The 25,426-nt window shown below is 73.0% G+C and carries 23 protein-coding genes; 6 read left to right on the top strand and 17 right to left on the bottom strand.

Annotated elements, in window-relative coordinates:
- Together ABZ810_RS19040 and ABZ810_RS19035 are read left to right on the top strand one after the other, a co-directional pair.
- Entirely contained in the window at window positions 1-1,242 is a 1,242-nt protein-coding gene (locus tag ABZ810_RS19040) for a DUF58 domain-containing protein (RefSeq protein ID WP_358404573.1), read from the top strand.
- Window positions 1,242-3,647, top strand: coding sequence for a DUF3488 and transglutaminase-like domain-containing protein (locus ABZ810_RS19035; RefSeq protein ID WP_358404571.1), 2,406 nt, complete (start codon window positions 1,242-1,244; stop codon window positions 3,645-3,647). Before ABZ810_RS19040 ends, ABZ810_RS19035 begins: the two co-directional genes overlap by 1 nt.
- A gap of 157 nt (window positions 3,648-3,804) precedes the next feature.
- Here ABZ810_RS19035 and ABZ810_RS19030 read toward each other — a convergent pair whose 3' ends face one another.
- The 6 genes from ABZ810_RS19030 to ABZ810_RS19005 form a co-directional block, all read right to left on the bottom strand.
- Window positions 3,805-4,191: a DUF3040 domain-containing protein gene (locus tag ABZ810_RS19030; RefSeq protein WP_358404568.1), complete on the bottom strand. Its 387-nt coding sequence runs from the start codon at window positions 4,189-4,191 to the stop codon at window positions 3,805-3,807.
- A 134-nt stretch (window positions 4,192-4,325) separates the two neighbouring features.
- A complete protein-coding gene (locus ABZ810_RS19025; RefSeq protein ID WP_358404565.1) occupies window positions 4,326-5,588 on the bottom strand; it encodes a DNA polymerase IV in 1,263 nt (420 codons plus the stop codon).
- The gene (locus ABZ810_RS19020; RefSeq protein WP_358404563.1) at window positions 5,585-6,394 is read right to left on the bottom strand and encodes a methyltransferase domain-containing protein; all 810 of its coding nucleotides are present in this window, start codon (window positions 6,392-6,394) and stop codon (window positions 5,585-5,587) included. Before ABZ810_RS19020 ends, ABZ810_RS19025 begins: the two co-directional genes overlap by 4 nt.
- A gap of 14 nt (window positions 6,395-6,408) precedes the next feature.
- Window positions 6,409-6,825 carry a transcription antitermination factor NusB gene (gene nusB / locus ABZ810_RS19015; RefSeq protein WP_358404561.1) on the bottom strand — a complete coding sequence of 139 codons (417 nt, stop codon included), beginning with the start codon at window positions 6,823-6,825 and terminating at the stop codon, window positions 6,409-6,411.
- Window positions 6,825-7,382: an elongation factor P gene (efp, locus tag ABZ810_RS19010; protein ID WP_358404560.1), complete on the bottom strand. Its 558-nt coding sequence runs from the start codon at window positions 7,380-7,382 to the stop codon at window positions 6,825-6,827. Before efp ends, nusB begins: the two co-directional genes overlap by 1 nt.
- Before the next feature lie 34 nt (window positions 7,383-7,416).
- Entirely contained in the window at window positions 7,417-8,496 is a 1,080-nt protein-coding gene (locus tag ABZ810_RS19005; RefSeq protein WP_358404558.1) for an aminopeptidase P family protein, read from the bottom strand.
- Between the two features lie 149 nt (window positions 8,497-8,645).
- Between ABZ810_RS19005 and ABZ810_RS19000 the strand changes: the two genes are divergently transcribed.
- Window positions 8,646-10,142, top strand: coding sequence for a flavin monoamine oxidase family protein (locus ABZ810_RS19000; protein ID WP_358404557.1), 1,497 nt, complete (start codon window positions 8,646-8,648; stop codon window positions 10,140-10,142).
- Window positions 10,143-10,244: 102 nt separating this feature from the next.
- Here ABZ810_RS19000 and ABZ810_RS18995 read toward each other — a convergent pair whose 3' ends face one another.
- The 3 genes from ABZ810_RS18995 to ABZ810_RS18985 all read right to left on the bottom strand — a co-directional run bounded on the left by ABZ810_RS18995 (window position 10,245) and on the right by ABZ810_RS18985 (window position 12,528).
- A complete protein-coding gene (locus ABZ810_RS18995) occupies window positions 10,245-11,291 on the bottom strand; it encodes an LLM class F420-dependent oxidoreductase (RefSeq protein WP_358404555.1) in 1,047 nt (348 codons plus the stop codon).
- A 76-nt stretch (window positions 11,292-11,367) separates the two neighbouring features.
- On the bottom strand, window positions 11,368-12,033 hold the full coding sequence (locus ABZ810_RS18990) for an enoyl-CoA hydratase/isomerase family protein (RefSeq protein WP_358404552.1): 666 nt from the start codon (window positions 12,031-12,033) through the stop codon (window positions 11,368-11,370).
- A 36-nt stretch (window positions 12,034-12,069) separates the two neighbouring features.
- Window positions 12,070-12,528: a PaaI family thioesterase gene (locus ABZ810_RS18985; RefSeq protein ID WP_358404550.1), complete on the bottom strand. Its 459-nt coding sequence runs from the start codon at window positions 12,526-12,528 to the stop codon at window positions 12,070-12,072.
- Between the two features lie 100 nt (window positions 12,529-12,628).
- Between ABZ810_RS18985 and ABZ810_RS18980 the strand changes: the two genes are divergently transcribed.
- Window positions 12,629-13,201: a TetR/AcrR family transcriptional regulator gene (locus ABZ810_RS18980; RefSeq protein WP_358404548.1), complete on the top strand. Its 573-nt coding sequence runs from the start codon at window positions 12,629-12,631 to the stop codon at window positions 13,199-13,201.
- Window positions 13,202-13,306: 105 nt separating this feature from the next.
- On the opposite strand, the gene aroQ is transcribed toward ABZ810_RS18980, so the two are convergent.
- From aroQ to ABZ810_RS18950, 6 genes are all read right to left on the bottom strand, one after another.
- Entirely contained in the window at window positions 13,307-13,756 is a 450-nt protein-coding gene (aroQ, locus tag ABZ810_RS18975) for a type II 3-dehydroquinate dehydratase (protein ID WP_358404545.1), read from the bottom strand.
- A 34-nt stretch (window positions 13,757-13,790) separates the two neighbouring features.
- Complete coding sequence (aroB, locus tag ABZ810_RS18970; protein WP_358404543.1) at window positions 13,791-14,867, bottom strand: 3-dehydroquinate synthase; 1,077 nt, start codon at window positions 14,865-14,867, stop codon at window positions 13,791-13,793.
- Complete coding sequence (locus ABZ810_RS18965) at window positions 14,864-15,376, bottom strand: shikimate kinase (protein ID WP_358404540.1); 513 nt, start codon at window positions 15,374-15,376, stop codon at window positions 14,864-14,866. The genes aroB and ABZ810_RS18965 overlap by 4 nt, the downstream gene beginning before the upstream one ends.
- A 13-nt stretch (window positions 15,377-15,389) precedes the next feature.
- Window positions 15,390-16,571, bottom strand: coding sequence for a chorismate synthase (gene aroC / locus ABZ810_RS18960; RefSeq protein WP_358404539.1), 1,182 nt, complete (start codon window positions 16,569-16,571; stop codon window positions 15,390-15,392).
- Window positions 16,572-16,661: 90 nt separating this feature from the next.
- The gene (locus ABZ810_RS18955) at window positions 16,662-17,936 is read right to left on the bottom strand and encodes a hypothetical protein (RefSeq protein WP_358404537.1); all 1,275 of its coding nucleotides are present in this window, start codon (window positions 17,934-17,936) and stop codon (window positions 16,662-16,664) included.
- On the bottom strand, window positions 17,933-19,195 hold the full coding sequence (locus ABZ810_RS18950; protein ID WP_358404534.1) for a hypothetical protein: 1,263 nt from the start codon (window positions 19,193-19,195) through the stop codon (window positions 17,933-17,935). The genes ABZ810_RS18955 and ABZ810_RS18950 overlap by 4 nt, the downstream gene beginning before the upstream one ends.
- 172 nt (window positions 19,196-19,367) lie before the next feature.
- On the opposite strand from ABZ810_RS18950, the gene ABZ810_RS18945 reads away from it, so the two are divergent.
- The gene (locus ABZ810_RS18945; RefSeq protein ID WP_358404532.1) at window positions 19,368-20,159 is read left to right on the top strand and encodes an SAM-dependent methyltransferase; all 792 of its coding nucleotides are present in this window, start codon (window positions 19,368-19,370) and stop codon (window positions 20,157-20,159) included.
- Between the two features lie 26 nt (window positions 20,160-20,185).
- On the top strand, window positions 20,186-21,571 hold the full coding sequence (locus tag ABZ810_RS18940; RefSeq protein WP_358404530.1) for a phenylacetate--CoA ligase family protein: 1,386 nt from the start codon (window positions 20,186-20,188) through the stop codon (window positions 21,569-21,571).
- Between the two features lie 18 nt (window positions 21,572-21,589).
- Here the strand turns inward: ABZ810_RS18940 and ABZ810_RS18935 are convergent, their stop codons facing one another.
- Together ABZ810_RS18935 and ABZ810_RS18930 are read right to left on the bottom strand one after the other, a co-directional pair.
- Window positions 21,590-22,384 carry a hypothetical protein gene (locus tag ABZ810_RS18935; protein ID WP_358404528.1) on the bottom strand — a complete coding sequence of 265 codons (795 nt, stop codon included), beginning with the start codon at window positions 22,382-22,384 and terminating at the stop codon, window positions 21,590-21,592.
- A complete protein-coding gene (locus ABZ810_RS18930; protein ID WP_358405493.1) occupies window positions 22,381-25,380 on the bottom strand; it encodes a glycine--tRNA ligase in 3,000 nt (999 codons plus the stop codon). Before ABZ810_RS18930 ends, ABZ810_RS18935 begins: the two co-directional genes overlap by 4 nt.
- Window positions 25,381-25,426 lie beyond the last annotated feature (46 nt).

Raw genomic sequence — 25,426 nt, 5'->3', positions numbered from 1 at the left:
TTGAGAAGAGCGCTGGCCGGACTGACCACCCGAGGACGGTCGTTCATGGCCGCGGGGGCGACCGCCATCGTGTGCGCGTTCGTGCTCGGCGAGCGCGACCTGCTGCGCGCGGGCGTGCTCGTGCTGGCCCTGCCGCTGCTGAGCACGCTGGCGGTCTCGCGCACCCGCTACCGGCTGGCCTGCGCGCGCCGCCTCGACCCGTCCCGCCTGCCGGTCGGGCACGAGGCGCGGGTCGACCTGCGGATGGAGAACGTGTCGCGGCTGCCCAGCGGCCTGCTGCTGGTCGAGGACCAGGTCCCCTACACGCTCGGCGGGCGGGCCAGGTTCGTGCTCGACCGGATCGAGCCGCACGGGGCCCGCGAGCTCACCTACCGGATCCGGTCGGACGTGCGCGGCCGCTACCGGGTCGGGCCGCTGGTCGTGCGGCTGGCCGACCCGTTCGGCATGGTGGAGCTGGTCCGCTCCTTCAGCCTGTCCGACACCCTGACGGTCACGCCGACGATCGTGCCGCTGCCGCCGAGCCGGCTGACCGGCGCCTGGACCGGCGGCGGCGACAGCCTGGCGCGGACGATCTCCAGCGCGGGCGAGGACGACGTGGCGCCGCGCGAATACCGGCACGGCGACGACCTGCGCCGGGTGCACTGGCGGTCCACCGCGCGGCGCGGCGAGCTGATGGTGCGGCGCGAGGAGCAGCACTGGCAGAGCAGCGGCTCGCTCTTCCTCGACACCCGCCGGATCGCGCACCGCGGCGACGGGCCGGGCGCCTCGTTCGAGCAGGCGGTCTCGGTCACCGCGTCGGTCGGCGTGCACCTGGGCCGGGCCGGGATGGGCCTGCGCTTCGTGACCGACACCGGCGAGGCGTTGCCGCGCTCCGTGGCGTCCGCGGGCGCGTTCGAGGGGCCCCTCCTCGACGCGCTGGCGGTGATCCGCACCTCCGACGGCCGTACCCTCACCCCCGGGCTCGCCGCGCTGCGCGGCGCGATGGGCCACGGCCGCGAGGGCGACGGCCTGGTCGTCGCGGTCTTCGGGGCGCTGACCACCGACGAGGCCGGCACCGTCGCCGCGGTACGGCGCGGCACCGCGACCTGCGTCGCCGTGATCATCGACGACGCCGGCGAACCGGCGGCCCGGCTGCTGCGCGCGGCCGGCTGGCGGGTCGTGACCGTGCGCACCGCCGCCGAGCTGGGCGGCGCCTGGGCGCAGGCCGACCAGGCCACCGAGGATCTCGCCAGGGACGGATGATGCGCATCAAGATGACGGTCATGGCCGCGCTGGCGACCCTGGCCTGTTCGGTGGGGCTCTACCCGCTCTACTCCAGCGGCTCGTGGTTCTGGTCGGGATTCGGCGCGGTCGTCGTCGTCGCCGGCGCCGGCGTGCTCATGCGGCGGCTGCGCGCCCCCGCCCTGGTCGGGGCGCTCGGCGGCCTGGCGTCGCTGCACCTCTACCTGAACGCGCGGTTCGCCTCGTCCGAGGCGCTGCTGGGCGTCCTCCCCACGCCGGCGTCGCTGCGCCGCCTGGGCGAGCTGATGGGCGACGGGTGGCAGGCCGCCAACCAGTACGCGGCGCCGGTGCCCCTCGTCCCGGGCATCGAGCTGCTGACCGCGGCCGGGATCGGTCTGGTCGCCGTGGTCGTCGACCTCCTCGCCGTGCGCCTGCGTCGCTCCGCGCCCGCCGGGCTGCCGCTGCTCGCGATGTACAGCGTGCCGGCCGCGGTGCGGGAGGACAGCGTCAGCTGGATCGCGTTCGGCCTCGGCGCGTTCGGCTACCTCATGCTCCTGATGACCGACTCCCGCGAGCAGATCGGCGGCTGGGGGCGGGCCGTCTTCACCCGCCGCTGGTCGGGCTCGTCCGCCGAACGCCCCGACTCCAGCGGCATGGCCGCCAGCGGGCGCCGCATCAGCGCGGGCGCCGTGGCCGTCGCGGTGCTGCTCCCCACGATCGTCCCCGGCATCCACCCGCGCGGGCTGTTCGGCATGGGCGGCGGCACCGGCACCGGCTCGCAGACCGTCATGACCCCCGAGCCCACGGCCAGCCTGCGCGGCGACCTGAACGGCAAGAACCGCGAGGCGGTCATCCTGACCTACCGGACCGATGACGACGACCGGCCCGAATACCTGCGGATGTACGCGCTCGACAAGTTCGAGGGCGACCGGTGGACCTACAGCGCCCTGCCGAGCTCGACCGAGGACCGCGTCGCCGACCGCACCCTGCCGACGCCCCCCGGCCTCAACCCCCCGTTCCACGCGGTGACCACCCGCGTCAAGGTCTCCCGGAACGTGCGCAAGGTGGACTTCCTCCCGCTCCCGTACGCGCCCAACCGTGTCCAGATCAAGGGCGACTGGCGGGTGCACTCGCCGTCCCTGATGGTCTACTCGCTCCGCGACTCGGCGGGCGGCCGCTCGTACACCGTGACCAGCCTGCGTCCCCGGCCCACCGCGAGCCAGCTCGCCGAGGCCGACACCTACCCGCCCGAGGTCCTCAGCCGCTACACGCTGCTGCCCCGGCCCATGCCGCTGCAGGTGCGGCGGCTGGCCGAGAGCCTCACCAAGGACGCCACCACCAACTACGAGAAGGCCGTACGCCTGCAGCGCTGGTTCACCGAGACCGGCGGCTACACCTACGACCTCGACCCGCCCGCGCCCAAGTCCACCAGTGACCTGGCCTACTTCGTGCTGAACGGCAAGCGCGGCTACTGCGAGCAGTTCGCCGCGTCCATGGCCATCATGGCCCGGATGCTCAGCATCCCCGCCCGCGTGGCCATCGGCTACACCTCGGGCACCCAGGTACGCCCGGGCGAGTGGGAGGTCCGCGCGAAGGACGCGCACGCGTGGCCCGAGCTCTACTTCGAGGGCGCCGGCTGGGTGCGCTTCGAGCCCACCCCGTCCGGTTTCGGCAACCAGGGCACCGCCTCGACCCCGGTCTACACCCAGGAGTCGGCCGAGCCCACCACCAGCGAGCCGACCGAGGCGCCCGCCCCGGAGTCCTCCACTGCCCTGCCCGAAGGCCCCGACGCCACGACCGACCCCAACCGCAGGCCCGACGACAACACCACCGACACCGGGGCCGGCGAGACCCGGCAGGACGACAGCCCCCTCCCGCTGGGATGGATCATCGGCACCGTCCTGGTGATCATGCTCCTGGCGTCCCCCATGGCCGCCCGCGCCCTGACCCGGCGCCGCCGCTGGTCGACGGTCACCCTCGAGGCCGCGGCCGGGTCGGCGCCCATCGCGTCGAGCCAGGCGCTCATCGCGTCGAGCCAGGCGCACGCCGCGTGGAACGAGGTCCACGCCGACGCCCTCGACCACGGCGTCACCTGGCGTCCCAGCGACAGCCCCCGCGCCGCCGCCCGCCGTCTGGGCGAGCTCCTGGAGCTCGACCAGCCCGCCTCGCAGGCGCTGAACCGCATCGCCCGGGCCGAAGAGGTCGCCCGCTACGCCCGGGACATCCCGCCCGCCCCCGACCTGCGCGGCGACGTCCGCACGGTCCGCACGGCCATGTCGGCCTCGGTCAGCCGGCGCACCCGCATCAGGGCCCGCCTGCTCCCGTCCTCCACCATGTCCGACTTCCGGCAGGCCACCACCCGCGGCTTCGACTTCCTGGGCCGCCTCAACGCCCGCATCCCCACCCTCCCCCGCCGCCGCAAATAGCCGTCGCCCCGCCCGCGCGGGTGGCCGCGGGCAGGGGTCATCCCGGGCACAGGCACGGGGTAGGGCGCAGGTCTGGGTGGGGCTTGTGGGGACGCGTCAGGGCATGGCTACGCTAACCGAGGGCGAGGCGCGGCCGCCGGGCGGCCGCGCCGTCGGTCTACTCGCCTTCGGTGCGCTTACGCCAGCGCTCTTCCATCCGGTCCATGAAGCCGGACTTGGCGGGGCCGGAGGATTGTTGCTGCTCCGGCTCGGTGCCAACTCCGGTCATGCGCTTCCAGCTGGACAGGGCCCAGACACAGCAGACCACCATCAGAACGAAGCCGGTCACGCTGATCGCGATCGTGGCCGGGCCCGCGTTGATGACCAGGCCCGCCATGAGTGCGAAGACGCCCAGCACGAAGCCGAGGGCGGCTTTGACGATCCGGCGCTTGTAGTGGACCTGGGGGTTGGTCGAGCGAACCGCGTGAGCGAACTTCGGATCCTCGGCGTACAACGCCGACTCGATCTGCTCGAGCATGCGTTGTTCGTGCTCAGACAGCGGCACGGCGCCTCCCAACGACAGCCCCGCGACGGGGTATCCGATGCAGGACAGGAACCTCAACGGTGATATGCCCAGAATACGAGGCCCGACAAGCGTACGAAAGCAAACGGCCAACCGCGGACCAGATGCCGGTCATCTCACCGTCCTCTTGCGTCACCAGAACCACTGGTGTCTTCCTGTTTACGGACCAGGGCGGCCGGCCTGACCGTACCGCTTCCGAACCGGTGTGCCGCCTGGTCCACCGCTCGTTCGGCCTCACGCCAGCCGGTCTCGGGTTCACCGAACGCCAGCTGGCGGGGAGCCTGGTCGGCGGGGACCAGGTTTTCCACCCGGACTCCCACCAGACGGAGTCGTACCCGTTCGAGGCCCGCCGCCTCATAGAGCTCGCGCGCTGTGACGTAGATCACACGAGCGAGATCGGTGGGCTCGCGGAGCGTGCGGGAGCGGGTGATCGTCTTGAAATCCGCCATGCGTAGTTTGACGCTCACCGTCCGGCCAGAGTTTCCGGACGCGCGCAGCCGCGCGCCGACCTTCTCCGCCAGGCGGAGGAGCTCGCGGTGGATGACCTCGGGATCGTCGATGTCGGTGTCGAACGTCTCCTCGGCGCCGATGCTCTTGTCGGCGGTCTCCGGAACGACCTCGCGGGGGTCGCGGCCCCAGGAGAGCTCGTGCAGGTGGCCGCCCAGCGCGTTGCCCAGCTCCCGCTGGAGCGTGGCCAGGGGCGTCTGGGCGAGCTGGCCGACCGTGCGGAGGCCCAGCCGCAGCAGACTTTGCTCTGTACGCTCCCCAACGCCCCACAGAGCGGCGACGGGAAGCGGGTGGAGGAACTCCTCCACCTTGTCGGCCGGGATCACCAGAAGGCCGTTGGGCTTGCAGTGCGTGGACGCGAGCTTGGCGACGAACTTGGTGCTGGCGACGCCCACCGAGCAGGTGATGCCCTGCTGGGCCTGGACCTGCTCGCGGATCATCTGGGCGACGAGGGCGGGACGGCCCAGCCGGCGGAGGGCGCCGGAGACGTCGAGGAACGCCTCGTCGAGGGAGAGGCCCTCCACGAGGGGCGTGAACGACTCGAAGATCTCGAAGACCGCCCGGGAGACGCGGCCGTACTTGGTGTGGTCCGGCGGGATCACCACGGCCCGCGGGCACAGGCGGCGGGCGCGGCTCATCGGCATGGCCGAGTGCACGCCGTAGCGGCGGGACTCGTAGGAGGCCGCGGAGACCACGCCGCGGGGGCCGACGCCGCCCACGATCACGGGCCGGCCGCGCAGCTCGGGGCGGTCGAGCAGCTCGACGCTGACGAAGAACGCGTCCATGTCGACGTGCAGGATCGAGCAGCCGGTGTCGTCGGCCGGCGGCCCCGGCTGCGGTCCCGGCCGGTGCAGCTGCTGTTTGCGGCTCATTTATGGGCGAGCAGGTGCAGCTGGGTGGCGAGCTCGCGGAGGACCGGGTGGACGGCGGCGGCCGACTCCAGCGCGATGAGGGCCTCGGCGGCACGCGTTTCGCCCCCGTGGCCACGCCCCGCCGCACCCGTCTGCTCGCCGTCGATCAGGCCCGAGGGCACCAGGTCGGCGAAGATCCGGACTCCGTGCAGCTCGCCGACCGTGAGGCCGGCGGAGGCGACGAGGGCGGAGAGGGTCTCGCGGGTGAAGCGCCGGGGCATGCGGTCGCCCTCGCCCCAGCGCCCGTCGGGGTCGGTGAGGACCTGGCGGGCGTCGTCGAAGTGCCCGGCCACGGCGCGGTGCAGCGCCGCGGCGACCTGACCGGCGACCAGGACGCTGACCGAGCCGCCGGGCCGGACGGTGGCGGTCAGCGCGCGGGCGGCGGCGGCCGGGTCGTCCACGTACTCCAGCACGCTGTGGCAGAGGACGAGGTCGGCGGCGTCGGCCCCCAGCAGGTCGGGCAGGTCGCGGGCGTCGCCCTGGACGGCCTTCACGGTGACGCCCGACTCGTCGGCGCGGCGTTCGAGGGCGGCCAGCGCGTCGGGGCTGGCGTCGACGACCGTGACCCGGTGGCCGAGCTCGGCGAGCGGCACGGCGAAACCGCCGGTGCCGCCGCCGACGTCGACCACGTCGCTGGGCCCCTCGGGGGCGATGCGGTCCAGGACGGTGCGCAGCGCGTCCCACAGGACGGCGCTCCGCACCCGGCCGCTCCCCCGGATCCGCTTGGCTTGCTGGGCGGTCACGGCTGCACCCCTCACTTCGCTCATGTCCGCCCCCAACCCTAGAGCGTCAGGGACGGCTTGAGCTGCTGGAGTCGTGACAGCAGGCCGTTGACGAACCGGGGCGACTCGTCGGTCGACAGCTCGGTCGCCAGCGACACGGCCTCGCTGACCGCGACGCCGTCCGGGACGTCGTCGACGTACAGCAGTTCGAACGTGCCCATCCGCAGGATGTTGCGGTCGACCACCGGCATGCGCTCCAGCGTCCAGCCGGTGGCGTAGGTGGCGATCAGCTCGTCGATGCGCTCCTGGTGCTCCTGGACGCCCTCGATCAACCGGACGGCGTGGTCGTATTCGGCCAGCTCGTCCTGGTTGGGACGGCCGCGCTGGGTGAGCACCTCGGTCGGCCGCTCCTCCCGGAGCTCGGCCGCGAACAGAATGTCCAGGGCGAGCTTGCGAGCCTTGGTGCGCGCGGACATCAGCCGCGGCCGAGATACTCGCCGGAGCGGGTGTCGACCTTGACCTTCTCGCCCGTGGTGATGAACAGCGGGACCTGGATCTGCGCGCCGGTCTCCAGGGTGGCGGGCTTGCTGCCGCCGGTGGAGCGGTCGCCCTGCAGGCCGGGCTCGGTCTCGGTGATCTGGAGCACCACGGCGGCGGGCAGCTCGACGTACAGCGGGTTCTCGTCGTTGAAGGCGATCACCGCGCTGCCCTCGGGCAGCAGGTAGTCGCTGGCGCCGCCCACGACCGCGGCCGGGATGTGCGGCTGGTCGTAGGTCTCGGTGTCCATGAAGACGAAGTCCTCGCCCTCGCGGTAGAGGTACTGCATCTCCCGCTTGTCGACGCTGGCGACCTCGACCTTGGTGCCGGCGTTGAAGGTCTTGTCGACGGTCTTGCCGGAGAGCACGTTCTTGATCTTGGTGCGGACGAAGGCCGGGCCCTTGCCTGGCTTGACGTGCTGGAACTCCAGAACGGTCCAGAGCTGGTTGTCGATCCTCAGCGTCATGCCGTTCTTCAGGTCGTTCGTCGTCGCCACGTGTTTCTCCTGGTTGCGGACCCGCCCGCGTGGATCAGAGTACGAGCAGTTCCTTGGTCGTCGTCGTGAGAAGCTCCGGCCCGTCCGCGCGGACCACCAGAGTGTCCTCGATCCGGACCCCGCCCCGGCCCGCGAGATAGACCCCGGGTTCGGCGGTGACGGGAACTCGATCCATCAGCTTACCGGTCTTGTCGTACCCCATGAGCGGAGCCTCGTGGATCTCCAGGCCGACGCCGTGCCCCAGCCCGTGCGGGAAGTCGTCGCCGTGCCCGGCTTCCTTGATCAGGTCACGCGCCGCGGCGTCGACGGCCTTGGTCTCCGCGCCGGGGCGGGCGGCGTCGACGGCGGCCTGCTGGGCGCGCCGGACCAGCTCGTAGATCTCCCGCTGCCACCCGGCGACCCGCCCGACGGCGACGGTGCGGGTCATGTCGGCGTGGTAGCCGCCGTAGAGGGCGCCGAAGTCCATGGTCACCAGGTCGCCGGCCTCGAGGGCGCGCTCGCCCGGCCGGTGGTGCGGGATCGCGCCGTGCGGGCCCGACGCGATGATCGACTCGAACGCGGGCCGCTCCGCGCCGAAGTCGACCATCCGGCGCTCCAGCGTGACGGCGATCTCCCGCTCGGTCACGCCGGGCCGGACCATCGGCAGGATCTCCTCGAACGCGCGGTCGGTGATCGCGCACGCCTCGCGGAGCAGCGCCAGCTCCTCCTCGTCCTTGACCGTCCGCAACGTCTCGACCAGCCGGCCCAGCGGCGGCAGCTCCACTCCGCGGTCGAGGGCGGCCAGCTCCGCGTGCTTCTCGACGGTGACGTCGTGCGCCTCGAAGCCGAGCCGCCGGACGCCGCCGTCGGCGGCCAGCTCGGTCAGGGCCTGGGCGGTCCGGCGGTCGACGACCAGCTCCAGGTCGGGGCTCACCGCGGCGGCGATGCCCGCGTAGCGCGCGTCGGTGGCCAGCACCGCGGGCCCGTCGGCGCGGACGAGCAGCGCCGCGTTGGAGCTGGCCAGGCCGGTCAGGTAGCGGACGTTGACCAGCCGGGTGACCAGCAGGGCGTCGACGTCGTGGCCGGCGAGGAGCGCGGTGAGCCGCCCGCGCCGTGCGTTGTGGAGATCCCCCATGATCCTGGACTCTAGTTGGTCACAGAACATGAAGAAGCCTCGGCTTCCTCTTGTCCGGCGCGCGCGGATCCCCCTACGTTTCGTAGTCGAGTGATCAAAAATCCCCCGCAGCCGGCGCTCCCCCGGCCTTCCCCCCGAGGAGGACCCCCGTGACCGGAGTAAGCCGCCGAAGACTGCTCGGCACCGGTGCGCTCACCGCCGCCGCCGGAGCCGCGATGTCGGCGATCCCCGCCTCGTCCGCCCGCGCCACCGCCACCACCGCCACCACCACCGCCGCGAGCGCGGACGTGGTGATCGTCGGGGCCGGGCTGTCGGGGCTCACCGCCGCCCGCGACCTGGTCGCGGCGGGCCGCTCGGTGATCGTCCTCGAGGCCAGGGAACGGCCGGGCGGGCGGGTGTACGGGCTGCCGCTCGGCGACGGCACGACCAGCGAGGGCGGCGCCGAGTTCATCGGGCCCACCCAGGACCGCATGGCCGCGCTCACCGCGGAGATGGGCGTCGAGACGTTCCCCACGTACAACACCGGCAAGAACGTCTACTACCGCAACGGCAAGCGCTCGCTGTACGCGACGGACGGCATCCTCGGCGCGGTCCCGCCCGACTGGGGCGTGGTGGACCTGCAACTGGCGCTCGTCAGCCTCGGCAACATGGCCAAGGAGATCCCGGTCGGGGAGCCGTGGAAGGCGCCCAAGGCCGAGGAGTGGGACAGCCAGACGTTCTACACCTGGTCGCGGTCCAACTCGCTGAGCAACGGCGCCCGCTTCCTGATGGACGCGTTCATCAGCTCGACCCTGTCGGTGCGCTCGCGCGACGTGTCGCTGCTGTACGTCCTCAACTACATCGCCTCGTCGGGGAACGAGACCAGCCCGGGCAACGTGGACCGCCTCATCAACGTCAAGAACGGCGCGCAGGAGACGCGGTTCGCCGGCGGCCCCGAGCAGGTGCCGATCCGGCTGGCGGCCCGGCTCGGGGACCGGGTCCGCTACAACGCACCGGTCCGGAGCATCGCGAGCACGAACGGCGGGGTCACGGTCACGGCGGACGGGATCACCGTCAGCGCCGAGCGGGTGATCGTGGCGATGTCCCCCGCCATCGCAGGGAAGATCGACTTCACGCCGGTGCTGCCGGCGAGCCGGCTCCAGCTGATGCAGCGGTACCCGATGGGCTCGATCGCCAAGTTCGTGGGCGTGTACGAGACCCCGTTCTGGCGGGCGGAGGGCCTCACCGGCCAGTCGATCGCCGACAGCGGGGTCATCGACGTGACGTTCGACAACAGCCCGGCGGACGGGTCCCGCGGCATCCTGATGGGCTTCATCAACCAGACCAACATCCGCCGCCTGGACGCCGCTTCCCCCGAGGAGGTGAAGGCCGCCGCGCTGGACTCGTTCGGCAAGCTCTTCGGCGACCGGGCCAAGGCGCCGGCGCTCACCGCGATGCAGCGGTGGGACAACGAGACGTGGAGCGGCGGCGGACCGGTCGGCATCGCCGCGCCTGGCGTGCTCACCGACTTCGGCGCCGCGCTGCGCGCGCCGTGCGGGCTCGTGCACTGGGCGGGCACCGAGACGTCCGGCTACTGGACCGGCTACATGGACGGCGCGGTCCGTTCGGGCGAGCGCGTGGCCAAGGAGGTCCACGCGCTCCTCTAGAGAACCGCCGGAGAGAACCGCCGCGCGGCGGCGTGCCGAGGGGGCACGCCGCCGCGCGGTTCGCTGGTCGCCCGTCCGCCGGGACCGGCCCTCGGAGCCTGCCTAGAGGTCGGCGGCCATCGCCTTGACCTTCTCGACCAGGGCGAGCTTGGCCTTGTGGTCGCCGGCGATCGGCGTCACGTTCAGCGTGGTGACGCCCGACTCCTTCATGGCGGCGAGGCGCTCGCGCACGTGCCCCTCGGAACCGATGAGCGACATCTTCTCCAGGAGCTCGTAGGGCACCTTGGCGGCGGCCTCGTCCTTCTTGCCGTCCAGGTAGAGGTCCTGGATCTCCTCGGCCTCCTTCTCCCAGCCGTAACGGCGGCAGAGGTCGTTGTAGAAGTTCTTGCCCTTGGCGCCCATGCCGCCGATGTAGAGCGCGGCCATCGGGCGGCCGAACTCCAGGAAGCCCTGGACGTCGTCGCCGATGGCCAGCGGCGCCTGGCCGACGATGTCGAGCTCGCCGAGGGAGTCGTCGCGCTTGGCCTTGCCGGCCTCCAGGGACGGGCCCCAGACGTCGGCGGCCTTCTCCGGCAGGTAGAAGATCGGCTGCCAGCCGTTGGCGACCTCGGCGGTCAGCTCGACGTTCTTGGGGCCGATGGCGGCGATCTCGATCGGGATGTCGGCGCGCACCGGGTGGTTGATCAGCTTGAGCGGCTTGCCGAGGCCGGTGCCCTGGTCGGCCGGGACCGGCAGCTTGTAGTACTTGCCGTCGTGCTGGAGGCGCTCGCGCCGCCACACCTTGCGGCAGATCTCGACGACCTCACGCTGGCGGCCGATCGGCGCGTGGTACGGCACGCCGTGGAAGCCCTCGACCACCTGCGGGCCGGACGCGCCGATGCCCAGCGTGAAGCGGCCGTCGCTCACGTAGTCGAGGCCCGCCGCGGTCATGGCCAGCAGGGTCGGCGTCCGGGAGTAGATGTTGAGGATGCCCGAGGCGATCTGCATGCGCTCGGTCTTGGCCGCGATGTAGCCCATCTGGCTCACGCCGTCGAAGCTGTAGGCCTCGGCCACGTAGACGATGTCGAGACCGGCCTTCTCGAAGTCGGCCAGCTCGTCGGCGGCCTCCTTGAAGCCGCCTGAATAGCTGAGCGGCATTCCGATGCGCATACCGGGCTCCCTTTCCTCAAACCGAATCTGGTTCAGTCGAACGTAACGTACCGCGTTCCGGGCGGATCGCGGCGGCCTAGGCGAAGACGGGTCCGTGCAGCGCCGCGAGCGTGTCCCTGTACATGTCCCTGCGGATCTTGCCGACGGCCTTGCCGTTCTTGGGCGCGAGCGAGGCGGCCAGCTCGACGGCCTTCGGGAGCACCTCGGCCTCGGGCGCGACCTCCTGGACGATGCCCGCGGCCCGCGCCTGCTCGGCGGCGTAGCGGCGGCCGGAGATCATCGCCTCGTGCGCGACCGGCGCGGTGAGGCGGCTCTGGATGAGGGCGCTCATGCCAGGCGTGAAGCTCATCCCGAGGTCGACCTCGGGCAGGCAGAAGTAGCCGCGGTCGGTGCGCATGACCGAGAAGTCGTGCGCCAGCGCGAGCATGCCCCCGCCCGCGAACGCGTGCCCGTTGATCGCCGCGACGGTCGGCAGCGGCAGCGACAGGAAGCGCGCGTACATGGCGTTGACCTGCTTGAGGTAGTCCTCGAACCGATCCTGGTTGGCGCTCAGCCAGTCGAGGTCGAGCCCGTTGGAGTAGAACTTGCCGGTGCCGGACGTGACCAGCGCGCCGGGACCGTCGTTCTTCTCGACCGTGTCGAGTGCGTCGCCCACGGCGTCCAGGAAACCGGGGCTGAACCGGTTCTCGCCGTCGTCGAAGCGCAGGACGAAGACGTCGCCGTCACGCTGGAGGTCGATCATGCCGGGCTCCTTCTATTCCGTTTGTCGCCTCGAACCCTACTCGCGGGTAGGTGCCGGCAGGACCATGCAGGTACTGGTTCCGTGCGCGACGAGCTTGCCCTCGGCGCTCAGGATGCGGCCCTCGGTCGTGGCGACCTTGCGGCCCAGGTGGACGACCGTGCCCTCGCACCGCAGCGGGCCCGCGTCCGGCGACACCGCGCGGACGAAGTTGACCTTGAGCTCCAGCGTCGTGTAGGCCGACCCCTCGGGCAGCGAGGTGTGCACGGCGCAGCCCATGGACGAGTCGAGCAGCGTCGACATGATGCCGCCGTGCACCGTGCCCAGCGGGTTGCTGAACGCGGCCCGGGGGGTGAGCACGAAGACCACCCGTCCGGGCTCCAGCGTCTCGGCGGTCATGCCGAGCAGGCTCCCGATGCCGATGCCCTGCTCGGCGCCCATGTTGATGAGCTCCTTGAGCTGCTCGAGCCCCGCCGTGGTCCGCGCCTGCTCCACCATCCACCCCCGATTAGGTATGACGACCGTCATAACCCAGACTTTCTATGACGCTCATCATAGTCAAGACGAAAAGCTTATGACGAATGTCATAATCGGGGCCATGGGGACCGACAGCCGCGAACGCATGGTGCGCAGTGCCGCCTATCTCTTCCGCGAGCGCGGGTACAGCGGCACGGCGTTCCGCGACGTGATCGCGCACAGTGGCGCGCCGCGCGGATCGATCTACCACCACTTCCCCGGCGGCAAGGTGGAGCTCGCCGAGGAGGCCGTGCGCTACGCCGGCGAGTTCCTCAACTCCGGCATCCAGGCGGCCGCGGAGGGCGGCGACCCGGCGGCCGCCGTGGACGCGTTCGTGGCGTGGTGGCGGCAGGTGCTGGTGCGCAGCGAGTTCCGGGCGGGCTGCCCGGTCGTCGCGGTCACCGTCGAGTCGCACGACGACGCGCCGCAGCTCGCCAAGGCCGCCGCGACCGCGTTCGACCGGTGGGAGGACACCCTGGCCACCTGCCTGGCCAACGGCGGCGTCCCGGACGAGCGCGCCGGACGGCTGGCGCGCATGATCGTGGCCGCCGTCGAGGGCGCCACCATCCTGTGCCGCGCCCACCGCGACGTCCGCCCCCTCGACGACGTGGTCGCCGAGCTCAAGATGATGACGGTCGCCGCGACGACCGCCTGAGCCCTACGGCCGCGCGGCCGGCTCCGCCGTGCGCGCGGCCGGCCTGAGCTGGCACGCCAGCAGGAACAGCGGGAACGGCGGGAACGGCGGGAACGTGACGCTGACTCAGTCGTCCTTCTTCTCGGCGAGCAGTTCGGCGACGGCCTGGAGGGCCAGCACGTACGACATCAGGCCGAAACCGGCGATCGTGCCGGTCGCGACCGCCGCCACCACCGAGGTGTGGCGGAAGTCCTCGCGCGCCGCGGGATTGGAGATGTGCACCTCGATCAGCGGCGCGGTGCGCTGGGCGAGCGCGTCGCGCAGCGCGTAGGAGTAGTGCGTGAACGCCGCCGGGTTGATGATCACCGGGATGCGTTCGTCGGCGGCCTGGTGAACCCACTTCACCATCTCCGCCTCGTCGTCGGTCTGCCGCACCTCGGCGTGCAGGTCGAGACGGCGGGCGGTGTCGCGGCAGAGCGCGACCAGGTCGTCGAACGAGGCGGCGCCGTAGACGTCCGGCTCGCGCACGCCCAGCCGGCGCAGGTTGGGCCCGTTCAGCACAAGAACGGTGTTCATCGGTTCGCTCCGCTCATGCCGCCGCCCGCGGTGTTCATCGGCCGACCTCCTGGTAGGCGGCGGCGAGCAGGTCCTCGCCGGGGCCCTCGAGGCGGCCCGGCGCGGCGATGCCGTCGAGGACGACGAAACGCAGCGTCGCGCCGCGCGACTTCTTGTCGATGGTCATGGTGGCGCGCAGGCCCGGCCAGGCGTCCGCGCCGTACGAGGTCGGCAGGCCGACCGCCGAGAGCACCGCGCGGTGCCGGTCGACGACGTCCCGCGGGAGGCGGCCGGCGAGCCGGGACAGCTCGGCGGCGTAGACCATGCCGACGGCCACCGCGTGCCCGTGCCGGAAGCGGTAGTCCTCGGCCTTCTCGATGGCGTGCGCGAGGGTGTGGCCGTAGTTGAGGATCTCCCGCAGCCCGCTCTCCTTGAGGTCGGCCGACACCACGTCGGCCTTGACCTGCACGGCGCGTTCGACCAGCTCCCGCGTGTGGGGGCCGTCCGGGCGGGCGGCGCCGCCGGGGTCGGCCTCGACCAACTCGAGGATCTTCGGGTCGGCGATGAAGCCCGCCTTGATCACCTCGGCCAGGCCGCTGATGTAGTCGTCGTGCGGCATGGTGACGAGGGTGGCCAGGTCGCAGAGGACCCCGGCGGGCGGGTGGAAGGCGCCGACGAGGTTCTTGCCCTCGGGGATGTTGATGCCGGTCTTGCCGCCCACCGCCGCGTCGACCATGCCCAGCAGGGTGGTCGGGACCAGGACGACCTCGACGCCGCGCAGCCACGAGGCCGCCGCGAAGCCCGCCAGGTCGGTGGTGGCGCCGCCGCCGACGCCCACGATCGCGTCCGAACGGGTCATGCCGAGCCGGGCGAAGTGCGACCAGAGCCCGGCCAGCACGCCGGACTCCTTGGCGGCCTCGCCGTCCGGCACCGGCAGCGCGTGCACGGTGTGGCCCGCCCGCTCCAGCGCCCCGCACACCGGCCGCGCGATCTCCGGCAGCCCCTCGGCGTGCACGACCGCTACGGTCCGCGTCCGCTCGCCGAGCAGGCCGGGCAGCTCGCCGAGCACCCCGGTGCCGATCACGACGTCGTACGGGTCGGCCCCGCCGACGTGCACCCGCGATTCGCTCACGACGCCCGCTCCAGCTCCTTGACGATCTCTTCGACGATCTCGCCGGGGTCGCGGCCGTCGGTCGCGACGATGATGGTGCCCAGCCGCTCGTAGATCGGCAGCCGCTCCTCCAGCAGCTTGCGCAGCTGACTGCGCGGGTTGAGCACCAGAAGGGGGCGCGCGGAGGCCAGGCCGACCCGCTTGACCGCCTCCGACAGGCCCACCTGGAGGTAGATCACGGTGTGGCCGGAGAGCCGCCGCTGCGTCTCGGCCGACAGGATCGCCCCGCCGCCGAGCGCCAGAACGCCCTCGTGCTCCTCCAGCGCGACCCGGACGGCCTCGCTCTCCAGCCCGCGGAAGTGCTCTTCGCCGTCGTCGATGAAGATCTCGCCGATCGGCTTGCCCGCCGCCGCCTCGGTGTCGGCGTCGGTGTCGCGCAGGACCAGGCCCAGCCGTTCGGCCAGCGCGGCGCCCACCGTCGACTTGCCGGAGCCGGGCGGCCCGATGAGGACGGCCTTCGGTTGCGTCATAACCCCAGGATCTCTACTTGATCGCGAGTGCGGACAGGTATCCCCGCACGTTGCGCGCGGTCTCCTCGACCGAGTCGCCGCCGAACTTCTCCAGCGCGGCGTCGGCCAGGACCAGCGCCACCATCGACTCGGCGACGACCCCGGCGGCCGGGACGGCCGTCACGTCACTGCGCTGGTTGATGGCCTTGGCCGGCTCGCCCGTCCTGACGTCGATGGTGTCGAGCCGGCGCGGCACCGTGGAGATCGGCTTCATCGCGGCCCGGACGCGCAGCACGTCGCCGGTGGTCATGCCGCCCTCCACGCCGCCGGCGCGGTTGGTGCGGCGCCGGATGCCCTCCGGCGTGTTGTCGATCTCGTCGTGGGCCCGCGAGCCCGGCCGGCGCGCGGTGGTGAAGCCGTCGCCGACCTCCACGCCCTTGATCGCCTGGATGCCCATGAGGATCCCGGCGAGCCGCGAGTCGAGGCGGCGGTCCCAGTGCACGTGGCTGCCCAGGCCCGGCGGCAGCCCGTACGCCAGCACCTCCACCACGCCGCCGATCGTGTCGCCGGCCTTCTTGAGATCGTCGATGTGCTTGATCATCTCGTCCGCCGTGGCGGCGTCGAAGCACCGCACCGGGCTCTCGTCCACCGCGGCGAGGTCATCGGGCTCGGGCAGGCCGGCGCCCTCGGGCACCGCCACCTCGCCGAGCGACACCACGTGGCTGAGCACCTCGGCGCCCAGCGCCTGCCGCAGGAACGCCTTGGCGACCTCGCCCAGCGCCACCCGCGCCGCGGTCTCCCGGGCGCTCGCGCGCTCCAGGATCGGCCGCGCGTCGTCGAAGCCGTACTTCTGCATGCCGACCAGGTCGGCGTGGCCCGGCCGCGGCTGTGACAGCGGGGCGTTGCGCGCCTGGGCCGCCAGGACGTCGGGGTCGACCGGGTCGGCCGACATCACGGTCTCCCATTTGGGCCACTCGGTGTTGCCCACCTGGACGGCCACCGGGCCGCCCTGCGTGATCCCGTGCCGGACCCCGCCCAGGATCGTGACCTGGTCCTGCTCGAACTTCATGCGGGCGCCCCGCCCATGTCCGAGTCGGCGGCGGCGCAGCGCCTCGGCGATGTCGTCCGAGGTCACGCGCACGCCGGCCGGCAGGCCCTCCACGATCGCGGTGAGGGCCGGGCCATGGGATTCCCCCGCGGTCAACCAGCGCAGCATGCGTCGATCCTAGTGACTCCGCGCTGGTGGCCGGATCCATGTCCAACTGGTGAGAACACCGTTCGCCCCGGCGACCGGCGCACCGCCCGGCTACCGGGGCAGTCTCCGGGCGATCTCGACGGCCACCGCGTACGCGCCGTTGACGGTCTGCCGCCGGGTGAGCGGCTCGCCGGGGTCTCCGGCGGTGTAGACGGCCTCGACCAGCAGGTTCCGGTGCCTGAAGACCACCCGGCCCGGTGCGCCTCCCTGCACGTACGCGGCGAACGCCTGGTCGCCCGGTCCGGGCAGGGCGGCGAAGTACTTCTCGCCGCCCGTGCCGAGCGGCTCCTCACCTCGGGCGTTGAGGTGCAGCTTCAGGTACTCGCGCCCCGCCGTCCGGACGCCGCCGAAGGCCCCGACGTCGGGCACGGCCTGCACGGTGACGTCGAGCGCACGGCGTCCGGTCCGCCAGGAGCACTCCCCGTTCCTGGCGCCCTTCACGGCGGTCGGCGCGACGTGGCCCCGGCCCCTCAGGGGGGACCCGCGGTCACCGATGACCTTGTCCAGCACGGCCTTCGGCACGAGCGCGCAGACGTCGGCCGGGAGGTTCAGGAGCGGCCGGCCGGTCTCCGCCGGGCCGAACGCCGGAGTCCCCCGGGGAGGCGCGCCCAGGCTCCGGGCGACGTCGGCGGCGGCCCTCAGCGTGTCCCGCCTGGGTCCGGCGGGGTCCCGCCGTCCTCCCGGGCTAGCCCCCCAGTGGTGGTCGAGCGAGGCCACGACGTCGCCGGCCCGCACCCGGATCCGCACGACCCCCTGGGAACGGTCGTACTGGCCGACGGCCTCGTCGCCCAGGCCGGTGACGACCTCGGGCGCGATGTCGGAGTACAGCCCGTCGGTGAGGTGGGTCACGGCGACCGCCGCCGGTACCGCCCTGACCTGTCCGTACGACGTGGCGGTGTTGGGGGCGGCCGGCGGCCGGGGCGGCCTGCCGAGCGTGGCCTGCTCTGGCGGTGCCGTGATCCCGACGGCCGGATCGAGGAAGGCCGTCAGCACCACCTTGAGCGATGCGCCGCTGCCGGGCGCGTGCCACCGGCACTCGCCGAAGTCACCGTCGTTCTCGACGCGCGCGCCGGGCACCAGGGCCTCGATCGTGGCCGGGGAGACGCCGCACCGTGCCGGGAGCCTCGTCACGACCGGGCCGGCGGGCACCGGGTCGGCCGGGAGCGTCCTCGGCGCGGGCAGGTCGGCCGCGTCCGGCCCGGACGAGCCCGGCCGGCAGGCCCAGGCGAGCAGGAGCACCGCCGCGACGACGGCCGCGGCGAGCCAGGTGAGCGGGCGGGACGCCAGGCGGCGGGTGATCGGCACGGGCCCCTCCGTCTCGTTCATCGGATCCCTCCGGCGACGGCGAGGGCGACCGTGTACGCGCCGTCGAGCGCCGTGTCCTCGGGGATGTCCCGGGCGAGGGCGTTGCCCGGCGGCTCGTCCTCGCCCGAGTACCGGACCTCGGCCACCACGTTGCGGATCCGGAAGACGACCCTCCCGTGGGCGTCGTTCTGCGACCACACGCCGCCGAAGGCCTGGTCGCCCGGCCCGGCGAGGGCCCGGAACGGCCGTACCTCCCGCACGGCGGTCATGGGGAAGTCCCCGCGGGCCGTCCGATGCAGGAACAGATAGGCGCGGGCCGCCGCCGCGGTGCCGCCCCCCGGTTCCCTGTCGGGCACGCGGGCGATCGTCACCTGGAGCCACCGCCACCGGCGCGTCTCCGGCTCAGGAAGGTCCGCGGGCGTCCCGGCCGTCCAGACACAGCTGTCGACGGCGGCGCCGAACGTCGTGGACAGCAGCGTGCTCTGCCCCCGGGACCTGACGGCGCCCTTCGCGACCTTGTCGAGCGTGCCGCGCGGGACGCTGTCACACGGTTTGGGGACGCTCCGCACCGGCGGCGTAGCGGCCGGGGGCGCCGCCGGGCCGGGGCTCGCCCGCGTCCCGAGCCTCCGGGCGACCTCGACGGCGGCGCGGAGCGCGCCCGCCCTGGCGGGCTTCTCGGCCAGCGGCTCGGAATCGTCCGCGAACCGGTGGTCCAGGCCTTTGTAGGCGACCGTCACGAGCGAGCCGCGGTGGCTGAAGACGATCTCGCCGACGCCCTCGCCGCCCTCGACCGTGTAGCGGGCCAGCGCCTCGTCGTCGCCGAGCCCGCCCAGCCGCTCAGGCGGATCGGGGCTCAGTGCGTAGAGCGCGTCCGACGTGGACGAGACGGGCATGCCGCGCGGGAACCCCTCGTCCTGGGTGACGCGCAGTGACCGCCGACTGCCGGGCTCCCGGTCGTCCAGCGAGGACCACGTGCAGCCTTCGAGGGAACGGTCGGCCCCGGGTACCAGGGCCTCCAGCGTCGCCTTGGTGAGCCCGCAGCCGGACGGCGGCTCCCCGGGCGCGGGCGGGACCCGGTCGGCGGCGGCCGCCGCCGGGGTCAGCCGGCCCTCCGTGAGCCTGGCCGCCTCGTCGTCCGAGGACGGCACGATGAAGATCACCAGGGTGCCGGCGAGCAGGACCGCGCCGAGGGCGACCCTCGCGCGGGTGCCGGCGAGGAGGGCGGAGACCTTGGACGCGGCGGCGGCGATGGCCGCCCGGTCGTCGGGTAAGGCTGGCATGCGTGCTCCGGCTCAGAGGATCGAAGAGTGATCCCTGAGACGGGACCGCCGCCGAGCCGGTTCGGTCTTCCGCGCGCCGGCTGTTCTGAACCTTTCAGAACGGCCGGTGAACGCGCGGTCTCCCGGCCCTGCGCCGGGTAGTAGCGTGATCACCGACGGACGGAGGTGCGCAGTGACGGATCCGGGATGGAACCCGGTCGGCATCGACACCACCACGCCGAACGCGGCGCGGATGTACGACTTCTTCCTGGGCGGCAAGGACAACTTCCCCGCCGACCGCGAGGCCGCCGAGCGGATCCTGAAGTTCGCGCCCGAGACGCTCCACGTCGTGCGGCAGAACCGCGCCTTCCTCGCCCGGGCGATGCGCTACCTCACCGAGGCGGGCATCCGCCAGTTCGTCGACATCGGCACCGGCCTCCCCACCCAGAACAACGTGCACGAGCTGGCGCCCGGCGCCCGCGTGGTCTACGTCGACAACGACCCGGTCGTGCTCTCCCACGCCCGCGCGCTGCTGACCGGCGGCACCGGCGACGTCGCCGTGGTCGAGGGCGACCTGCGCGACCCCGAGGCCATCCTCCGCCACCCCACCATCGCCTCGATGATCAACTTCGACGAGCCCGTCGCGCTGCTGCTCCTGGCGATCCTGCACTTCATCCCCGGCGACCCGGCCGACCTCGTCGAACGGCTGTGCGCGCCGCTCCCGTCCGGCTCCCACCTGGTCGTCACGCACGCCACGCCCCAGGACGGCGACCGGGCCGACCTGCCCAAGGTCATGGACATCTACGACTCCTCGTCCTCCCCCGTCACCCTGCGCGAACGCGACCAGATCCTCCCCTTCTTCAAGGGCCTCGACCTGACCGGCCCCGGCCTGGTGTACGTCTCGCAGTGGCACACCGACCCCTCCCGCGTCCCCTCGGGCCCCGACCGTTCCCGCGCCTACGCCGCCATCGCCCGCAAGCCCTGAGCCGCGCCCGGGGTTAGGGTCGGAGGATGGGCGACTCTCCGGAGCGGGCGGCGCTGGCGGTGTTCCGCCAGGCCGCCGACACCGTCCCGGCGTACGCGGCGTTCCTGCGCGAGCACGGTGTCGACCCTGCGGGCGTGACCGCGCTGAGCGACGTCCCGGTGATGAGCAAGGACGGCTACGTGCGCCGGTACCCGCTGGCCGAACGGTGCCGGGGCGGGGTCGTCGGCGACATGATCGCGGTGTCGTCGGGTTCCACCGGCGAGCCGGCGTTCTGGCCGCGTTCGGCCGAGGACGAGCGGCTGGTGGCCGACCGGTTCGAGCTGGTCTTCCGCGACGCGTTCCGGGCCCACGAACGGCCGACGCTCGCGGTGGTGTGCTTCGCCCTCGGCACGTGGGTGGGCGGGCTCTACACGGTCGGGTGCCTGCGGGAGCTGGCCGGACGCGGGATCCGGATATCCGTCGTCGCGCCGGGCAGTGACCGGGACGAGATCGTGCGCGTGGTGACCGCTCTGGCGCCGCAGTTCGAGCAGACGGTGCTGCTGGGGTACCCGCCGTTCCTCAAGGACGTCATCGACTCCGGCGGCGACGTGCCGTGGGGCGACTTCGACCTCAAGCTCGTCACCGCGGGCGAGGTGTTCAGCGAGGAGTGGCGGTCGCTGGTCGCGCGGCGGGCCGGCATCGGCGATCCGGTGCGGTCGACGGCGTCGTTGTACGGGACGGCCGACGCGGGGGTGCTGGGCACCGAGACGCCGCTGTCGATCGAGATCAGGCGGCTGCTCGCGGAGCGTCCCGAGGCGGCGCGCGAGCTGTTCGGGGAGTCGCGGCTGCCCACGCTCGTGCAGTACGACCCGTACGCCCGGTACTTCGAGGAGGCGGACGGCCGGCTGATGTTCACCGGCGACAGCGGCGTGCCGCTCGTCCGCTACGACATCGCCGACGAGGGCGGCCTCGTCCCCTACGAACGGATGGCCGGCTTCCTGGACGCGCACGGGCTGACGGTCAAGTCGGACGGGCCCCGGCTGCCGTTCGTGTACGTCTTCGGGCGCAGCCACTTCACCGTGTCGTTCTACGGGGCGAACGTCTACCCGGAGAACATCACGGTGGGCCTGGAGCAGCGGGGCATCGCCGAGGCGGTGACCGGGAAGTTCGTGCTCGAGGTCATCGAGGACGACGAGCGGGACCGGCACCTGTCGGTGACCGTGGAGCAGGCCCCGGACGCCGTCCCCGACCCCGCGCTGGCCAACCGCGTCGCCGCGGCGATCGTCACGCAGCTGCGGCGGCTCAACAGCGAGTTCGCGCACTACGTGCCGGAGCCTCGGCAGCGGCCCCTGGTGCGGGTGCGGGCGTTCGCCGACCCGGACTACTTCCCGCCGGGTGTCAAGCACCGCTACACGCGCGGCCCCTCGGCCTAGCCGCGTCGAGGCGGCGTCCTAGCGGCGGGTGAAGACGGCGGCGCCCAGGAGGTCGCCGCGCTCGCCCGCCGCGGCCTCGGCCACCGCCGCGGCGGCGTGGACGTGGACGGCGGGGCAGACGATCAGGGTGTGGTGCGAGGGGACGGCGAAGAGCGCCGGGGCCTCGACGAGCAGCGCCCATGACGCGGCGCCCCTCGCCTGGGCCCGCCAGAGCGTGCTCTTCTCGCCGTCCGGGAAGTGGATCGGCCGCTTGTTCCAGGTCGGCCGTTCCTCCTTGAGGTTGGCGAGGGCCGCGGCGAAGAGCTCGTCGGCGGTCACTCCCCAGGCCGCCGCCGCGCCGTTGTGCACCATGGTGTCGATCTCGCCGGTGACGACGATCGCCTGCGCCAGGCCCGAGTCCAGCGGGCGGCGCAGGTATTCGGACGGGTCGTCCGGAGCGGTGTCGCGGTAGTGCGCGTGGCCGCTGTAGAGGTGGGGGCGCAGGCGGTCGCGCACGTCGTCGAAGGAGGCCTTCTCCAGCCGGGCGAGCTCGTCGGCGTTGTCGCTCCAGGCCTCGATCTGCCGGAGGCACAGGCTCCCCCACCGGTCGCGCGGCGCCTCCGCGCACCGGGCGGCGAGGGGCGCCAGGGAGAAGGCGTGGATCTCGTAGTAGGCGCCCGCCGGCAGCTCGATGAAGCCGGACGCCAGATCCTGGCCGTCGGCGCCGAGCATCCCGGCGGCCTCGTCGAGCTCGGCCAGGAAGTCCTCGTACCGCTCGCCGTCCATGGGGGCGTCGTGCACAGGGTCGTCGTTCAGGGAGCCGTCGGGGGTCATGCGATCTGGGTCCAATCGAGGATGGCGGCGAGGTCGCGGACGCAGGCGAGGAAACCGAGGCGGTTGGCGCGCACGGCGGGGTCCTGGTCCATGACCATGACGTCGTCGAAGTAGGCGTCGATGGGGCCGGCCAGCGGCAGGGCCGCCGCGGTGAACTCGGGGATCGTCGCGTAGTGCGGCAGCCGGTGGCGGACCTCGCCGAACGTCTCGTCGAGGTCGCGCTCGGCGGCCTCGGTGAAGAGGGCGGGGTCGTAGCCGGCCGGGGTGCCGTCGGGCACGATGCGCAGGACGCGCTGCAACGCCGTGGTGAGGCGCTGGAAGCTGTCGTCGGCGAGGAGTTTCTCCAGGTCGGCGGCGGCGCGTTCGGCGTAGGCGGGCGAGCCCGCGTGCGGCAGGACGGCGCGGACGACGTGCACGGGGTGCCCCTCGTCCAGGAGGGCCTGCTCCAGGCGGCGGGCGACGAACCGTTCGGCCTCGGCGAGCGCGGCGGGCGTCACCTCGACGGGCTGGTTGTGCGCGGCGATCTCCAGGCCCTCGCCGACGGTCACGGCCGCGAGGCGCGGGTTGGTGCGCAGGATGGCGGTGAGGGCGAGCGCGGCGCGGCGCAGGCCGAACGGGTCGGAGCCGCCGGTGGGCGCCGAGCCGAGGGCGAAGAGCCCGGCCAGCAGGTCGAGGCGGTCGGCGGCCGACAGGAGCGCGCCGGCGATGCCGGCGGGCAGCGCGTCGCCGGCCGCGCGGGGCAGCTCCATCTCGTAGAGGGCCTGGGCGACGGCCTCGTCCTCGCCGGCGCGGCGCGCGTATTCGCGGGCCATGGTGCCGGCGAGGCTGGACAGTTCGATGACCATGGACGTGGCCAGGTCGAACTTGGCCAACTTGCCGGCGCGGCGGACGACCTCGTACTCCTGGTTGTCGAGGTCGAGGCGGCTCGCCAGCTCGTTGGCGATGGCGCGGATGCGGGCGGCGCGGTCGGCCATCGAGCCGAGGCCCTCGGCGAACGTGAGCTTGTCCAGGCCCGCCTTGGCCGCCTCCGGCTCGGTGCGCAGGTCGTGCTGGAAGAAGAACGCGGCGTCCTCGTAGCGGGCGCGCAGGACGGCGGCGTTGCCCGCGGAGACGGCCGCGGTGTCGCACGGGCCGTTGGCGACGGTGACGAAGTGCGGCAGCAGGCGGCCCGCGGCGGAACGCACCGGCAGGTAGCGCTGGTGCTTCTTCATCACCGTGGTGAGGATCTCCTCGGGCAGGGCGAGGTAGGACTCGTCGAACGAGCCCAGGATCGGCGTCGGCTCCTCGACCAGGTTGACGATCTCCTCCACGAGCGGGTGCTCGCCGGGAAAGTCGATCTCGCCCTCGACCGAGCGGGCGAGGGGCTCGGCGGCCTCGACGATCCGGGACCTGCGGCGGGCGGCGTCGGGCTCGATGCCGTGCGCGCGGAGGGTCTCGACCAGCGCGGACGCGTGCGGGACGGAGACGAGTGGCTCGTCGGCGGTGCGGTGCGCGCGGGTGATCCGCCCGGCGGTCATGCCGCCGACGGCGGCGGGGACGACGTGCTCGTCGAGCAGGGCGACGATCCAGCGGATGGGGCGGCTGAACGACAGGCCGGGGGCGTTCCACCGCATGTTGCGGTCGGCGCGCAGGCCCTTGACGACGTCCGGGACCAGGCTCGCCAGCACCTCGACGGCCGGCCGGCCGGTGACGGTGCGCGTGAACCCGGCGTACTCGCCCCCGCCGACGGTGACGGTGCCGACCTCGCCGGGGTCGACGCCCTGGCCTCGGGCGAAGCCCTGCAAGGCCTTGGTCGGGTTGCCGTCGGCGTCGTAGGCGGCGGTGAGGCGGGGCCCCTTGACGACCTGCTCGCGATCGGGCTCGCGCGCCGCGAGGCCGGTGACGACGGCGATGACCCGGCGGGGCGTGGCGTAGGCCTGGAGCGCCGACCCGCCGTCGTACAGGCCGGCCTCCTCCAGGCCGCGGACCAGCGCGTCGGCCGCCTGGCCCAGGGTGGACGCCACCTCGTGCGGGGGCAGCTCCTCGACGCCGATCTCCAGCGCGAACGTGGCCTCGCCGGCGATCTCCGGGAAGGCCGCCGGGGCGCCGGTCCCGGCGCCGGCCGGGGTCTCGGCCGCGGCGGGTGCCCTGATCGTGGCGTCGCCGAGCGGATGCGACAGCTCGGCGCGGCGTTCGACCCACAATTGCGCGACCTCGTGCGCGAGGCCGCGCATGCGGGCGAACGCGCGGGCCCGCTCGGTGGTGCCGATCGCGCCGCGCGAGTCGAGCACGTTGAACGCGTGGGAGCACTTGAGCACGTAGGTGTGCGCGGGCACCGGCAGGCGCGCGTCGAGCAGCCGCCGCGCCTCGGCGGCGTAGGCCTCGAACAGCCGCCTGTTGGTGTCGATGTCGGCGTCGTCGAGGTAGTAGCGGCTCATCTCGTACTCGGCCTGCCCGAATGCCTCGCCGTAGGAGATGCCGGGCGCGTACTCGATGTCCTTGAAGTGCGAGACCCCCTGGAGCGCCATGATGATGCGCTCCATCCCGTAGGTGATCTCGACCGAGACCGGGTCGAGGGTCAGCCCGCCGGACTGCTGGAAGTAGGTGAACTGGGTGATCTCCAGCCCGTCCAGCCACACCTCCCAGCCGAGCCCCCACGCGCCGAGAGCCGGCGAGGCCCAGTTGTCCTCGACGAACCGCACGTCGTGGGCGGCGAGGTCGATGCCGAGCGCGCGCAGGCTGCCCAGGTAGAGCTCCTGCGCGTCGCCGGGCTCCGGCTTGAGGATCACCTGGAACTGGGTGTGGGTCTGCAGCCGGTTGGGGTTGTCGCCGTAGCGCGAGTCGTCGGGGCGGACGCTGGGCTCGACGTAGGCGACGCGCCACGGCTCCGGCCCGAGCACGCGCAGCGCGGTCGCGGGATTGAGCGTTCCCGCGCCGACCTCGGTGTTCATCGGCTGGGCGACGAGGGCGCCGCGCCCCGCCCAGTAGTCGGTGAGCGTGATGAGCGCGTCCTGCATGGTGGGCACGGGCGGTTCCTCCGGATGGCGACGGGTTCTCAGCCTA

This window comes from Spirillospora sp. NPDC047279 (assembly GCF_040643285.1).
Taxonomy (GTDB): Bacteria; Actinomycetota; Actinomycetes; order Streptosporangiales; family Streptosporangiaceae; genus Spirillospora.
Note: the sequence above shows the minus strand (reverse complement) of the source record. Positions and strands in the feature narration are given on the sequence as shown.